General features: G+C 60.2%; 15 protein-coding genes and 1 tRNA gene. 10 read left to right on the top strand and 6 right to left on the bottom strand.

Going from position 1 to position 14,786, the window contains the following annotated elements; all coding sequences use genetic code 11:
• Positions 1-3: 3 nt before the first annotated feature.
• From hisF to J3P91_RS01615, 6 genes are all read right to left on the bottom strand, one after another.
• Complete coding sequence (gene hisF, locus J3P91_RS01640; protein ID WP_305497440.1) at positions 4-774, bottom strand: imidazole glycerol phosphate synthase subunit HisF; 771 nt, start codon at positions 772-774, stop codon at positions 4-6.
• A 9-nt stretch (positions 775-783) separates the two neighbouring features.
• Complete coding sequence (gene hisA, locus J3P91_RS01635; protein WP_434602550.1) at positions 784-1,521, bottom strand: 1-(5-phosphoribosyl)-5-[(5-phosphoribosylamino)methylideneamino]imidazole-4-carboxamide isomerase; 738 nt, start codon at positions 1,519-1,521, stop codon at positions 784-786.
• 42 nt (positions 1,522-1,563) lie between these two features.
• Positions 1,564-1,818 carry a DUF2164 domain-containing protein gene (locus J3P91_RS01630; RefSeq protein WP_030141479.1) on the bottom strand — a complete coding sequence of 85 codons (255 nt, stop codon included), beginning with the start codon at positions 1,816-1,818 and terminating at the stop codon, positions 1,564-1,566.
• Positions 1,818-2,456, bottom strand: coding sequence for an imidazole glycerol phosphate synthase subunit HisH (gene hisH, locus J3P91_RS01625; RefSeq protein WP_434602549.1), 639 nt, complete (start codon positions 2,454-2,456; stop codon positions 1,818-1,820). The genes J3P91_RS01630 and hisH overlap by 1 nt, the downstream gene beginning before the upstream one ends.
• Positions 2,456-3,049: an imidazoleglycerol-phosphate dehydratase HisB gene (hisB, locus tag J3P91_RS01620; protein WP_003186751.1), complete on the bottom strand. Its 594-nt coding sequence runs from the start codon at positions 3,047-3,049 to the stop codon at positions 2,456-2,458. Before hisB ends, hisH begins: the two co-directional genes overlap by 1 nt.
• A 280-nt stretch (positions 3,050-3,329) precedes the next feature.
• Positions 3,330-4,991, bottom strand: a complete 1,662-nt coding sequence (locus J3P91_RS01615; RefSeq protein ID WP_434602548.1) for an OFA family MFS transporter — start codon at positions 4,989-4,991, stop codon at positions 3,330-3,332.
• A gap of 263 nt (positions 4,992-5,254) precedes the next feature.
• Between J3P91_RS01615 and panM the strand changes: the two genes are divergently transcribed.
• From panM to J3P91_RS01565, 10 genes are all read left to right on the top strand, one after another.
• A complete protein-coding gene (panM, locus tag J3P91_RS01610) occupies positions 5,255-5,653 on the top strand; it encodes an aspartate 1-decarboxylase autocleavage activator PanM (RefSeq protein WP_434602547.1) in 399 nt (132 codons plus the stop codon).
• Positions 5,654-5,921: 268 nt separating this feature from the next.
• On the top strand, positions 5,922-8,147 hold the full coding sequence (locus J3P91_RS01605) for an AsmA family protein (RefSeq protein WP_434602546.1): 2,226 nt from the start codon (positions 5,922-5,924) through the stop codon (positions 8,145-8,147).
• Positions 8,144-9,211, top strand: coding sequence for an A/G-specific adenine glycosylase (gene mutY / locus J3P91_RS01600; protein ID WP_434570258.1), 1,068 nt, complete (start codon positions 8,144-8,146; stop codon positions 9,209-9,211). Before J3P91_RS01605 ends, mutY begins: the two co-directional genes overlap by 4 nt.
• Positions 9,208-9,480, top strand: a complete 273-nt coding sequence (locus J3P91_RS01595) for an oxidative damage protection protein (RefSeq protein WP_207963103.1) — start codon at positions 9,208-9,210, stop codon at positions 9,478-9,480. The genes mutY and J3P91_RS01595 overlap by 4 nt, the downstream gene beginning before the upstream one ends.
• 102 nt (positions 9,481-9,582) lie before the next feature.
• Positions 9,583-9,658, top strand: a tRNA-Phe gene (locus tag J3P91_RS01590).
• Between the two features lie 119 nt (positions 9,659-9,777).
• Positions 9,778-10,107: a DHCW motif cupin fold protein gene (locus J3P91_RS01585; RefSeq protein ID WP_434570261.1), complete on the top strand. Its 330-nt coding sequence runs from the start codon at positions 9,778-9,780 to the stop codon at positions 10,105-10,107.
• Positions 10,108-10,168: 61 nt separating this feature from the next.
• The gene (locus tag J3P91_RS01580) at positions 10,169-10,576 is read left to right on the top strand and encodes a hypothetical protein (RefSeq protein ID WP_434602545.1); all 408 of its coding nucleotides are present in this window, start codon (positions 10,169-10,171) and stop codon (positions 10,574-10,576) included.
• 199 nt (positions 10,577-10,775) lie between these two features.
• Positions 10,776-11,825: a PDDEXK nuclease domain-containing protein gene (locus J3P91_RS01575; RefSeq protein WP_434602544.1), complete on the top strand. Its 1,050-nt coding sequence runs from the start codon at positions 10,776-10,778 to the stop codon at positions 11,823-11,825.
• Between the two features lie 99 nt (positions 11,826-11,924).
• Positions 11,925-12,530, top strand: coding sequence for a biliverdin-producing heme oxygenase (locus J3P91_RS01570; RefSeq protein WP_434602543.1), 606 nt, complete (start codon positions 11,925-11,927; stop codon positions 12,528-12,530).
• Positions 12,527-14,761, top strand: coding sequence for an ATP-binding protein (locus J3P91_RS01565; protein ID WP_434602542.1), 2,235 nt, complete (start codon positions 12,527-12,529; stop codon positions 14,759-14,761). The genes J3P91_RS01570 and J3P91_RS01565 overlap by 4 nt, the downstream gene beginning before the upstream one ends.
• The last annotated feature ends 25 nt before the right edge of the window (positions 14,762-14,786 follow it).

Genomic DNA, 14,786 nt, shown 5'->3' with positions numbered 1-14,786 from the left:
GGCTTATCTGACGCAGATACCGCGCTGGGCCATGTAGGCCTTGGCTTCCGGCACGGTGTATTCGCCAAAGTGGAAAATGCTCGCCGCCAATACCGCGCTGGCATGGCCTTCCAGAATGCCATCGGCCAAGTGCTGCAGGTTGCCGACACCACCGGAAGCGATCACCGGAATGCCCAAGGCATCGCTGATGGCACGGGTGACGCCGAGATCGAAGCCGTTCTTCATGCCGTCCTGGTCCATGCTGGTCAGCAGGATTTCTCCGGCGCCCAGGCCCTCCATCTTCTTTGCCCATTCAACGGCGTCCAGCCCGGTTGGCTTGCGCCCGCCATGGGTGAAGATTTCCCAGCGCGGGGTTTCGCCCGGGCCGGAGACTTTCTTCGCGTCGATTGCCACGACGATGCACTGCGAGCCGAAATGCTCGGCCGCCTCGCCGACGAATTCCGGGTTGAACACCGCCGCGGTGTTGATGGACACCTTGTCCGCGCCGGCATTGAGCAGGTTGCGGATGTCCTGCACGCTGCGCACGCCACCGCCCACGGTCAGCGGAATGAACACCTGGCTGGCCATGCGCTCGACGGTGTGCAGCGTGGTATCGCGGCCGTCGACGCTGGCCGTGATATCCAGGAAAGTAATCTCGTCCGCACCCTGCTCGTCATAACGACGGGCGATTTCCACCGGGTCGCCAGCGTCACGGATGTTCTCGAACTTGACGCCCTTGACCACCCGGCCGTTATCCACGTCCAGGCAAGGGATGATGCGTTTGGCCAGCGCCATGATGAGTCCTCAGCCTTTATAGAAATCGCAGAAGGCCTGCGCCTCGGCGACGTCCAGGGTACCTTCATAGATTGCGCGACCGGTGATCGCACCGATGATGCCCGGCGCCCTGGCGTCGAGCAGTGCCTTGATGTCGCCCAGGTTGTGGATGCCGCCGGAGGCGATCACCGGGATCTTCGTGGCGGCGGCCAGGGCAGCGGTGAACGGAACGTTGCAGCCCTGCATCATGCCGTCCTTGGCAATGTCGGTGTAGACGATGGCGGACACGCCGTCAGCTTCGAAACGCTTGGCCAGGTCGATCACTTGCACGGTACTCACTTCAGCCCAGCCGTCGGTGGCGACAAACCCGTCCTTGGCGTCGAGGCCAACGATGACCTTGCCCGGAAAGGCACGGCAGGCTTCGGCGACGAATTCAGGCTCCTTGACGGCCTTGGTGCCGATGATCACGTAGCTCACGCCGGCCTTGACGTAGTGCTCGATGGTCTCCAGCGAACGAATGCCGCCACCGATCTGGATCGGCAGGTTCGGGTACCGTTTGGCGATGGCCGTGACCACTTCACCGTTGACCGGCTGGCCTTCGAACGCACCGTTCAGGTCAACCAGATGCAGGCGACGGCAACCGCCCTCCACCCACTTGGCGGCCATGCTCACCGGGTCGTCGGAAAACACCGTGGAGTCTTCCATGCGGCCCTGGCGCAGACGGACACAAGCGCCGTCCTTGAGATCGATAGCGGGGATAATCAGCATCTGGCAAACCTTCAAATACGAAAATTCAGCTTGGCTCGAAAATCAGTTTTTCTCGAGCGCCCACAAGTCGCTTTCGATGCTTTCGAACCTTTCCTTAAGGTGCGCCTGCACATCGAAAATCGCCCTGTTGTAATAGTGCGGAGCAATTTCGCGGGTAAACAGATCAAGAATTTCCGCCGCTTCGAACGAGCCAAGGTCCAGCTCGAAACGCTCCTCCATGAACCGCTGGATCTTGCGGTTCGCCTCACTTTCCTGCTCAGGCGTGAGGGTGAGGATCGGCGGTTTCTTGCGGGCCATTACCAGCGCCCGTCCCACGCCGCGAAGTTCTGCAGCAGTTGCAGGCCATGGGTATGGCTCTTCTCCGGGTGAAACTGCACGGCGAAGCGCGAGCCATCGGCCAGGGCCGCGGCGAAATCGACACCATAGTGACCGCTGCCCACCACCTGCCGGGCATTGCCGGCGGCGATGTAGTAGCTGTGCACGAAGTAGAAACGCGCAAGGTCCGGAATATCGTGCCACAGCGGGTGGTCCACTGTTTGCCGCACTTCGTTCCAGCCCATGTGCGGCACTTTCAAGTGCTCGCCGTCTTCATGCAGGTCCTTCCCAAAGAACTTGACCTGGCCCGGGAACAGCGAGATGCAATCGACCCCGTCGTTCTCTTCACTGCGGTCGAGCAAAGCCTGCATGCCCACGCAGATGCCGAGGAACGGGCGATCCTGGCTGACTTCGTGCACCAGCTTGTCGAAGCCCAGGCGCCGAATCTCGGCCATGCAGTCGCGAATCGCGCCGACACCGGGAAACACCACCCGGTCGGCTTCGCGAATCACGTCGGCATCGCTGGTGATCAATACCTTGCCGGCGCCTACGTGCTCGAGGGCCTTGGCCACCGAGTGCAGGTTGCCCATGCCGTAATCGATAACCGCAACCGTCTGCATTACAGGACGCCTTTGGTGGAAGGCATCTGGCCGGCCATGCGGTCATCGAGCTCGACAGCCATGCGCAGCGCGCGGCCGAACGCCTTGAACACGGTTTCGATCTGGTGGTGGGTGTTGTGCCCACGCAGGTTGTCGATGTGCAGGGTCACGTTGGCGTGGTTGACGAAGCCCTGGAAGAACTCCTGGAACAGGTCGACGTCGAAGCCGCCGACGGTGGCGCGGGTGTACGGCACATGCATCTGCAGGCCAGGGCGGCCCGAGAAGTCGATGACCACGCGCGACAGCGCTTCATCGAGCGGCACGTAGGCATGGCCGTAGCGACGGATGCCCTTCTTGTCGCCGATGGCTTTGGTGAAAGCCTGGCCCAGCGTGATACCGACATCTTCGACGGTGTGATGGTCGTCGATATGCAGGTCGCCCTTGCTGACGATGTCCAGGTCGATCAGCCCGTGACGGGCGATCTGGTCGAGCATGTGCTCAAGAAAAGGCACGCCGATATCAAACCGGGCCTTTCCGGTGCCATCCAGGTTGATCGAGGCTTTGATCTGGGTTTCCAGAGTGTCGCGCTCGACAGACGCCTTACGTTCGGCCATCACCAGCTCCGCAAAATCATTGGGCGAAAAAGGCAGCCATTATAGGGGCGCGAGCGGCAAACAGAAACAAAAGAGGTGACACCGCTGACGGGCTGAAACCGATGCGGCGGCGTTAGACATGTCCGTACAAGTCTTCCAGGACTCATAAAAACAAATGTGGGAGCGAGCCTGCTCGCGAAAGCGGTGCGTCAGAAGACACTGTTGTCGACTGACACGCCCCATTCGCGAGCAGGCTCGCTCCCACAAGGATTGCCCTGACCCGCTGGCCAGGGCAACGGTTTTAGCGGAACAACACCGCCGTCTTCTGCAGGGTCACCCACACACCCCACGCCAGCGGAATGCCCACCACCAGCCAGGCGGCGATCGCCAGGGGCTTGGTGCCCGGTGCGGCTTTCCACTCCAGGGAAGTGGTGCTGTCGGCGCCCTTGTCGTGGCCCAGCGCTTGCTCTGCGGCCAGTTCGGCGTCGGTCATGAAGTACTTGTCGGCGACCGGGCGAACCATCAGGTTGCACAGGAAGCCCAGCACCAGCAGGCCGGCGAGGATGTACAGGGTGATGTCATAGGCCGCGGCGCGTTCAACGCCGATGCTCAGTTGATATTCACGCAAGTAGTTCACCAGTACCGGACCCAGTACACCGGCTGCCGCCCAGGCGGTCAACAGACGACCGTGGATCGCACCGACCATTTGCGTACCGAACAGGTCCGCCAGGTAGGCCGGCACGGTGGCGAAACCGCCGCCGTACATCGACAGGATGATGCAGAACGCCGCCACGAACAGCGCGACGCTGCCCAGGTGGCCCAGGCTCGGGATCAGGGCATACAAGGCCACGCCCAGGGCAAAGAACACGAAGTAGGTGTTTTTGCGACCCAGGTAGTCCGAGAAGGAGGCCCAGAAGAACCGGCCACCGATGTTGAACAGGCTCAGCAGACCGGTGAAACCGGCTGCAATGGCAGCGATCTGGCCCAGTTGCGCGGCGTCCAGCTGACCGAACGGCAGGTCGTTTCCGAGCAATTTGCCGCCGAACACTTCCTGCAGCAATGGCGAAGCCATGCCCAGGATGCCGATACCGGCGGATACGTTCAGGCACAGCACCAGCCAGACCAGACGGAACTGCGGGGTTTTCCAGGCAACGTTCACGTGAACGTGGCGATGGGTGATCATTGCGTTCGCGGCTTTTTTCGGTGCAGGGTTCCAGCCCTCAGGCTTCCAGCCGGTCGGCGGAACGCGATACGACAGGGCGCCACCGATCATGAACACGAAGTAGATCGCGGCCATCACCAGGAAGCTCTGCCATACGCCCACGTCGGTTGGCGTAGCGAAATGGCTCATCAGCGCTGCAGCCAACGGGGCACCCACCATCGCGCCACCGCCAAAGCCCATGATCGCCATGCCGGTCGCCATGCCGCGCTTGTCCGGGAACCACTTGATCAGCGTCGAGACCGGGGAGATGTAGCCCAGGCCCAGGCCGATACCACCGATGACACCGGAGCCGACCCACATCAGCCAGATCTGATGGGTATAGATACCCAGCGCCGAAATCAGCAGGCCACCGCACCAGCACAGGGCCGATACCACGCCAGCCTTGCGCGGACCGGCATGTTCCAGCCAGCCGCCCCAGATGGCTGCCGAGCAACCCAGGAAAATGAAGAACAGGGTGTAGATCCAGCCGAGCATCGAGATCGGCCAGTCACATTGGGACGAAAAGACTTGCGAGATGAAGCTCATGTCCGGCGCGCAGGCTACCGGCTTGGTGATGCCCAAGGCCTTGGACAGCGGCAACCAGAACACCGAAAAGCCGTAGGCCATGCCGATGCACAGGTGAATGGCCAGCGCGGCCGGTGGCACCAGCCAGCGATTGAAGCCGGGCTTGGCGATAATGCGTTCCTTGGAGAGGAACGCAGGCTGGTCGGCAATGCCGTCCGCCGTAATGCTCGTGCTCATTGTGTATCCCCCAGTTATTGGAATAGGTTCGCCAGCCACGCATCACCCTCAGTCTTCATTTGCACGCAGGCATGACTGTATTTTGCGGTGAAGCTCCATTTTGGTGCGACATCACGTCGCAGAAGGACGGGCGAACTGACAAAGGTTACCATTTGCTCGTGACAGAAAAACCAAAGTGCTATCACCTTTTTTCTGTCATTCGTCTTATCGCGCCTCTTCTCACTTTCTGTAGGGCGTTATTCGTTTATTTTTCAGGAATTTCCATGCCCATCGTTGTCGAGCGTCTGAATGAAGCCACTCATCAGGATCATCAGGACCTGCAGAAAATCTACCAGGACGCCCCGGCCTGGCTGTTCGAGCCGTTCAGCGATGCCGGGCAGTTGGTCAACAGTTGCCTGACGGAAGGTACGCTGATTGCGGCACGGTTCAACGACCGGCTGATCGGCGCCGCACGCCTGCAACGGCACCAGGACGCTTGGTACTTGTCTCACCTGTGCGTAAGAAAGGTTACCCGCCGCCGGGGCGTAGCTGAGCGCTTGGTGAGCGAAGCACGGAGGATGGCTCGTCAGGAAGACGCCGGGCTCCGGCTCGAGGCACCGGCCGGGCATCTGGAGGTGCAGGCCTTGGCGGCAAAGCTGAAGATACCGCTGAATGAAAGCTGACGGTGACCGGACGTATCCCGTGGCGAGGGAGCTTGCTCCCGCTGGGGAGCGCAGCGCCCCCTAAAGCTGTCTCCACGGTGTGCCAGGCGTCCTGATTCGCCTGGTTTGGGACTGCTTCGCAGTCCAGCGGGAGCAAGCTCCCTCGCCACGGTGAACCGCGCCTGCCGTTCCACCAGTGGAGGATCGAAAAACGATGACCCAACGCTCCACCAACCCGGGACGTTATACTCTCCGGTAAAATTTGAACTCAACCTACAAGGATTCGCCCATGAAAGCGTTCGGCAAAATCCTGGGTCTGGTACTTCTCGGGCTGTTGCTGATCATTGTGGCCCTGGGCTTTGCCCTGACCCACCTCTTCGATCCCAACGACTATAAGGAAGAGATCCGCCAGATAGCCCGCGACAAGGCCCACATCGAGCTGACCCTCAATGGCGATATCGGCTGGAGCCTGTTTCCATGGCTGGGTCTTGAACTGCACGAAGCCAGCGTTGCGACCCTGGCCAATCCGACCCAACCCTTTGCCGACTTGCAGATGCTTGGGCTTTCAGTCCGGGTGATGCCGCTGTTGCGCCGTGAAGTGCAGATGAGCGATGTACGGGTCGAAGGCCTGAACCTGCGGCTCAACCGCGACAAGAACGGTCATGGCAACTGGGAAGACATCGGCAAGGCGCCCGCCTCCACGACCGCTACGAAGGCGCCGGCGCCAACCGAACAGTCCGCCCCGCCGGCCAACGCTCCGACAGAGAAACCGGCCCAACCCACTCGCCTGGACATCGACAGCCTGACCGTGAACAACGCCCGGGTCGAATACAGCGACGAGCAGACCGGCAAGCTGTTTACCGCTGAAAGCATCCAGTTGAGCACCGGCCCGATCCATGATTCCACCAATATCCCGGTTACCCTCACGGCTTTCCTGTCCAGCAACCAGCCGGCTGTTCGGGTGCGCACCGAGGTGACTGGCGAGCTGCGCTTCGAACGCGCACTGCAACGCTACAAGTTCGAAGACCTGAAGCTGTCCGGTGAAGCCACCGGCGATCCGTTGCAAGGCAAGACCGTGAGCTTTGCGGCGCAAGGGCAACTGTTCCTCGACAAGGCAGCCAACGTTGCCGAATGGACCGGTATCAAGCTTTCCTTGAACCAGCTTCGCGCCCTGGGCGAGCTGAAGGTCAACGATCTCGACAAAACGCCGCAGCTGAATGGCGGCGTGTCGATTGCTTCATTCGACCTGGCCAGCTTCATCGACAGCATCGGCCAGAAACTGCCGGCGATGGCCGATGGCAGCCTGAGCAAGGTCGAGCTGGCGAGCCGCATTGCAGCCACACCGACTAGCGTCGAGCTCAACGACATCAACCTGAAAATCGATGAGAGCAATTTCAGTGGTCGCATCGCCGTGGAAGATATCGCCAAGCAGTCACTGCGTGCCCAGCTCAAGGCCGACACCTTCAATGTTGATCGCTACCTGCCGCCAAAGTCCGCCGAAGCCAACAGCGCCAAGGCTGCCCGCGAGGCCGAAGTCAGCAACACCGAGGCCAGCGCCATGGCCAGTGCCGGCAGCTCACCGCTACCAAGCGCCCCGACCCAGGGCGCGTGGAGCAACGATCGATTGTTCCCGGTGGAGCGCCTGAGCAAGCTCGATGTCGATGCCGACCTGAGCTTCGGCCAGCTGACCCTCGACAAGCTGCCCATCCAGAATGCCGCGCTGAAAGCCACCGGGCTCGGCGGCCTGTTGACGCTGGAAAACCTGCGGGGCGACTTGTATAACGGCAACTTCGAAGCCAAGGGCACGCTGGACGTGCGCCAGCCCACGCCGCAGTTGAGCCTGCAAACCCGCATCAACCGGGTGCCGGCCGACAAGATCATCGAAAGCCAGGGCAAGAATCCGCCCGTCAAAGGCCTGGTGACGCTCAACAGCGCCGTCACCGCCAGTGGCAACAGCCAGAAGGCCCTGATCGACAGCCTGAACGGCAATGCCGGGTTCGTCATCAATGATGGCGTGCTGCTCAATGCCAACCTCGAACAGCAGCTGTGCAAAGGCATCGCCACGCTGAACCGCAAGAGTCTCAGCGGTGAACCGCGCGGCAAGGACACACCGTTCCAGCAACTCGACGGCAACCTTACCTTCCATAATGGCGTGGCCAGCAATCCGGACCTCAAAGTGCGCATCCCCGGCATGACGGTCAATGGCAACGGTGACATCGACCTGCGGGTATTGGGCATGGACTACCGCGTCGGCGTCATCGTTGAAGGCGACAAGAGCGACATGCCCGACCCGGCCTGCCAGGTCAACGAGCGTTATGTCGATGTCGAGTGGCCGTTACGCTGCCGAGGCCCGCTGGAGCTGGGCGCGAAAGCCTGCCGCCTGGACAACGACGGGCTGGGCAAGGTTGCGGCGAAACTAGCCGGCGACCGCCTCGGCGACAAGATCGACGAGAAGCTCGGCGACAAGGTCAGCCCCGAGCTCAAAGATGCGCTGAAGGGGCTGTTCAAGCGATGACATCCGAGCAGTTTTCCAGCGCCGTATTGGATTGGTTCGACCGCCACGGGCGCCATGACCTGCCCTGGCAGCAAGACATCTCCCCGTATCGGGTATGGGTCTCGGAGATCATGCTGCAGCAGACCCAGGTCAGCACGGTGCTCAATTACTTCGACCGGTTCATGGCCGCCCTGCCTACCGTCCAGGCCCTGGCCGCCGCGCCGGAGGATGAAGTGCTGCACCTGTGGACCGGGTTGGGCTACTACACCCGCGCTCGTAATCTGCAGAAAACCGCGAAAATCGTCGTCGAGCAATATGGCGGCGAATTTCCCCGGGATGTGGAGAAGCTCACGGAACTGCCGGGAATCGGCCTATCCACCGCTGGCGCGATTGCCAGCATCAGCATGGGCCTGCGGGCGCCGATTCTCGATGGAAACGTCAAGCGGGTGCTGGCGCGCTTTACTGCCCAGGAAGGCTACCCAGGCGAGCCAAAGGTTGCGAAACAGCTCTGGGCCACTGCCGAACGCTTTACCCCTCAGGATCGGGTCAACGCCTATACCCAGGCGATGATGGACCTGGGCGCCACGCTCTGTACCCGCAGCAGACCCAGTTGCCTGCTCTGCCCGCTGGAAAAAGGCTGCGAAGCCCACATGCTGGGCCTGGAAACCCGCTATCCGATTCCCAAGCCGCGCAAGGAAGTGCCCAAGAAACGCACCTTGATGCCCATGCTGGCTAACCGCGAAGGCGCCATCTTGCTTTACCGCCGCCCATCCACCGGTTTGTGGGGCGGTCTGTGGAGCCTGCCGGAACTCGACGACCTCGACGACCTGCAACACCTGGCCCTGCAACATTCGCTGGAGCTGGGTCAGCAACAGGCAATGCCAAGCCTGGTACACACTTTCAGCCACTTCCAGTTGGCAATCGAACCCTGGCTGGTCCGGGTCCGCGAAACCGGCCATCACGTGGCCGAGGCCGACTGGCTCTGGTATAACCTCGCCACCCCGCCGCGCCTGGGCCTAGCCGCCCCGGTCAAGACATTGCTCGAACGCGCGGCCGCTGTATTGAACGCAGGAGAGTTGCAATGACCCGCACCATCATGTGCCGCAAGTACAAAGAACAGCTGGAAGGCCTGGAGCGCGCACCGTTTCCCGGCGCCAAGGGCCAGGACATCTACGACAACGTATCAGCCAAGGCCTGGGGCGACTGGCAAAAACACCAGACGCTGCTGATCAACGAAAAACGCCTGAACATGATGAATGCCGAAGATCGCAAATATCTTCAAGGGGAGATGGACAAGTTCTTTTCCGGCGAAGATTACGCCAAGGCCGAGGGCTACGTGCCGCCCTCCGAATAAGCTGCCCGGAGCGGGGGCGAATCGTAAGCGACGGTAATAGTTAAATATTTTTTGATAACTTGCTTGACGCCCCCCTGAAAAACCCGTTTAATGCGCCCCGTTGCCCAGATAGCTCAGTCGGTAGAGCAGGGGATTGAAAATCCCCGTGTCGGCGGTTCGATTCCGTCTCTGGGCACCAAATACCGAAAACCCCGATCAAGAAATTGATCGGGGTTTTTTATTGTCCGGGATTTCCTTCCTGCATCCTGTCGACTCAGCTACATTCGTCCGCTCCCCTCCTCCTGCATGCGAGTCGACATGGATATCACCGGCATCCCCTTCGGCACCACCGACTGGTCCACCATCGAACCCACCGAACACAAAGGCATTACCGGAACCGCTTACTGGCGCACGCAGCATTTCGGCAGCGTTCGGGTACGGATGGTGGAATACACGGCCGGCTACCTGGCCGACCATTGGTGCACCAAGGGCCATATCCTGCTTTGTCTCAAAGGCGAGCTGAACACCGAACTCGAAGACGGCCGGCAATTCCTGCTCAAGCCCGGCATGAGCTACCAGGTGGCCGACCAGGCCGAGCCTCATCGCTCCTCCACTCCATCAGGGGCGACGCTGTTCGTGGTGGATTGAGATTCGAAGCGTTCGCGTCGAAGCTGTAGGATAGATGGCCTTATTTATCAGGAATCCGACCATGTCATCGGCGAACAAACAGCAAAAACGCAGCCAGCGCGCCAAGGAGAAAGCCAAGAAGAATCGCATTCAGCGTACCGCTGCGCCGAACGACTTCCTGGACCCGAACGACGAGCGCATCGACCTGGAAACCGTGGACCTGTCGGACCTGTTCCGCATCATGAGCCTCGCCGAGAAGGTCAGTCAGAAAGCCATGTGCGAAGCGTTCCTGGGCCATCCACTGCTGGCGCTCGTGCTGGAACAGGAAGGTGAAGAAGAAGCGACCGACTTCATCATCACCGCCTTGATCGAATACCGTCGCCTGACCACGGGCGTCGATGAGCAGACTGCCCTGGATTGGGTGGAAAGCAAGCAATTCCAGGCTGATTATGTGGCCGCATCCCAGGCGCTGACGCAAGGCCAAGGCTGACTTCAGTCAGCGACTGACGATGGATCATACGCTGGTGGGACGGCTCCTACAGACCAAGCTCCACCAGCGTGGGCTGCGTCATACCCGTCCTGCATCAATCAGCTATTTTTCCTCCAAAGCAATCAGCTCCGTCTGACATCATCGAAGCTTTCATGGGAGCATTCTTCTGGTCCGCCCCTTCCAATGGCTGGACACTTCGATGAAGCCGATACTGCCCCAAGACGATCCACAGCTCGCGCCCTTGATCAACGAACTAGGCGAGCTGATTCGCCAGGCACGCCAGAAAGTGTTGCGTGCCGTTGACACTCTCCAGGTACAGACCTGCTGGCAGATCGGCCGGCACATCATCGAGTTCGAGCAAGGAGGCGCCGAACGCGCGGCTTATGGCGCAAGGTTGCTAGCCTCGTTGGCCAAGGTGCTGACGGTGCGGTTTGGGAAAGGGTTTGATGCCTCAAACCTGCGTTACATGCGACTTTTTTATCAGGCATTCCCAATCTGTGACGCACTGCGTCACGAATTGAGCTGGACTCACTATCGAACGCTGCTGCGTGTCGAAAAAAAGAATGCACGCAGTTGGTACATGAACGAAGCCGCCACCCAGAACTGGTCCACCCGCGCCTTGGAGCGTCAGATCGGCACGTTCTATTACGAACGCCTCCTGGCAAGCCGCGATCGACCTGCGGTAGAGCAGGAAGCAGCAACCCATCTTGAGCAACTAGCGTTCGGGCCCAGGGACATTGTCAGGGATCCGGTAGTCCTTGAGTTTCTTGGAATGCCAAACACCGGCAGGCTGCTGGAAACCGATCTCGAACAAGCCCTGATCAACCAACTGCAGGGCTTCCTGCTCGAACTGGGTAAGGGCTTCGCTTTCATCGCACGCCAGCAGCGCATCAGCACCGAAAGCAAGGATTTCTACCTCGACCTGGTTTTCTACAACTATCTGCTCAAATGCTTTGTGATCGTCGATCTCAAGCGAGGCGAGCTGAGCCACCAGGACATCGGCCAGATGGATATGTATGTGCGACTCTACGATGAGCTCAGGCGCGGCCCTGATGATAAACCCACCGTCGGCATCATTCTTTGTGCACAAAAAGACGAGTCGGTGGTGCGTTATTCCGTGTTGCAAGGCCATGAACAGCTGTTTGCCAGCCAGTATCAACTGGTGCTCCCCACCGAAGAAGAACTGCGCAAGGCGCTGGATTGCGAACGGGCGCGACTTGAGGAGTCCCCCCCGGACGCAGCGACCTGAAGAAATGAAGCCGTTATCGATAAACGCATACTCAAAAAACCGATGTAACATTGATGCGTTTTTTTTCAGCAACGCTCCAGCCAACGAGCTTCATTCTGCATGTCACCGGCCGCAACCCACCCCTCTTTGATCCAGGCATTGCGGACTGAAACCGCCGAGTTGCATGTCGCCTTGGAAAAACGCCTGCCGTTTTTTTCGGAACGGCTGGATCTGGATCTGTACCGGCGCCTGATGGCGGCCTATTACGGTTTTTACCAGCCATTGGAACAACGGCTTCAGGTATTGGCATTGATTCCGTCCGGGCTGGACCAATCCCTGCGCATCAAGCTTCCGGTATTGCGGGCCGATCTCACGGCGCTGGGCATGGATGCAGCCGCTATCGAAGCGTTGCCCGTTTGCCAGCAACTGCCGCAGATCGACTCCCGCGCGGCCGCCCTCGGGGTTTCCTACGTATTGGAGGGGGCGACCCTCGGCGGACAGATTCTGCGACGCAGGGTGGCGGAGCAGCTTGGCCTGGATGCCTCCAGCGGCGCTGCCTTTCTCAATGTGTATGGTGAACTCACCGGCCGCCGCTGGAAGGATTTCCTCCAATACCTGGACGACAGGAACCTTGGCGAACCCCAGACGCTCGAAGTCACACGCGCCGCCAGGTCGACGTTTACTCATTTTGAACACTGGCTGGACAGCCAAAAGGTACTGCTATGAACCCGGAAAACCAGGAAGCCTTCGAAGAACTGCTGGCTAATTGCGCAGACGAACCGATTCGCTTCCCCGGTGCCATCCAACCTCATGGCGTGCTGCTGATGCTGTCCGAGCCCGACTTTCTGATCCGTCAGGTCAGCGCCAACGTATTGCAGCTGATGGGACAAGATCCCAACAGATTGCTGGACCAGACGCTTGATGCACTGGTGGGACTGGAGCAGGCGCAAGCCATCCTAATTGCCTGTCACGCGGCCCCGGGAAGCGACAACGCGCCCGTAGCCATCGTCGTGAACCAGCAGCGTTTTGACGCCTTGGTGCATCGCCATCAGGGCGCCCTGATCATCGAGCTGGAACAACACCTGAGCGACTATCGCCCCGAAGGCGTCAGCGGCGAGGCCAACCTGGGCCGCATGCTCCAGCGCCTGCAAAGCGCAAAAGACCTTCAGACGCTGTACGAAATCAGCGTGCGGGAAATCCAAGCCATGACCGGCTACGACCGCGTGCTGATCTATCGCTTTGAGGAAGAAGGCCACGGGCAGGTCATCGCCGAAGCCAGCGCGCCATCGATGGAGCTTTACAAGGGACTGTTTTTTCCAGCCTCGGATATTCCCGAGCAGGCCCGTGAGCTGTATCGCACCAACTGGTTGCGCATCATCCCCAACGCCGACTATATGCCGATACCCCTGGTGCCCGAGCTGCGTCCCGATACCCAGGCGCCGCTGGATCTGAGTTTTTCCACGCTGCGCAGCGTCTCGCCGATCCACCGTCAATACATGAAGAACATGGGCGTGCTGTCGTCGATGAGCATCTCGTTGATGAAAGGCGAACAGCTGTGGGGCTTGATCAGCTGCGGCAATCGCCAGCCTCTGCTAGTGCCCCATGAAATGCGCATGGCCTGCCAGACCATCGGCCAGATCCTGTCACTGCAGATCAGCGCCATGGAAACCCTTGAGCTGACTCGGCAACGGGACGCCAAGCTGGAGGACCTGCAGACGCTTGCCGCCGCCATGGCCGAATCCAGCGAAAACGTCTTCGATGGCCTGTGCCGCGAGCCACAACGTCTGATGGACCTCACCGGGGCCAGCGGCGTTGCGATCTTCGAGGACAACAAACTGCATCGCCACGGTCAGTGCCCCGAACCGGAGCAAATCCGCGAATTGCACAAGTGGATATTGGCAACAGGTCAGCCGGTTTTCTCTCACCATAACCTGGGCAGCGTTTTCGCCCCGGCCAGGGCTTTTCAGGATGTAGCGAGCGGGGTGCTGGCGATTCATCTGCCCAAGCCTGTGGAAAACGGCGTGCTGTGGTTCCGTCCCGAAGTGAAGCAAACCATCAATTGGAGCGGCGACCCGCAAAAACCCCTCGACCTGGAAGACAGCGAGACCGGATTGCGCCTGCGGCCGCGCACCTCGTTTGAAATCTGGAAAGTCGAGATGGACGGTATCAGCGCCAAGTGGGGCCATGGCGACTTGTTCGCCGCCAACGACCTGCGCCGCTCGGCCCTGGAAAATGATCTGGCCCGACAGGTGCGCAAGGAGCGCCAGGCGGTGCAAGCACGCGATGAACTGGTGGCAGTCGTGTCCCATGATTTGCGCAACCCGATGACGGTCATTTCCATGCTCTGCGGCATGATGCAAAAGGCCTTCAGCTCCGACGGCTCACACAGCTCGAAGCGAATTGCCTCGGCCATCGACACCATGCAACAAGCCGCCAGTCGCATGAATGCACTGCTGGAAGACCTGCTCGACACCTCGCGCATCGACGCCGGGCGCTACACTATCAACCCTCAGCCGATGGACGTCAGCCAGATATTCGAAGACGCCTGTTCGCTGCTCACGCCGCTGGCCTCCGCCAAGGCAATCGATATTTCTTTCCATGCCGAGCCCAACCTCAAGATCAACGCAGATCCCGAGCGGCTGTTCCAAGTGCTGTCCAACCTGATCGGCAATGCCATCAAATTCACGCCGCAGCAAGGGACCGTGGGCATCAGCGCGATGTCGGTGGGCGATGAGATCGTGTTCAGCGTCCGCGATACCGGCGAAGGCATCGCCCCTGAACAGCTGCCGCATGTTTTTGACCGCTACTGGACAACCAAGGAAGGCAACCCGAATGGCACCGGACTTGGGTTGTATATATCCAAGGGGATTGTCCAGGCTCATGGCGGTAAACTGCACGCCGAAAGCCAGCCAGGCCAGGGCAGCGAATTTCGCTTTACCGTGCCGAAAATCGACTGAGCCGGGCACCGCCCCCTAACGAATT

It is taken from the genome of Pseudomonas sp. Z4-7 (assembly GCF_051131965.1).
GTDB lineage: Bacteria > Pseudomonadota > Gammaproteobacteria > Pseudomonadales > Pseudomonadaceae > Aquipseudomonas.
This window is presented reverse-complemented; position numbering and strand designations above follow the sequence as displayed.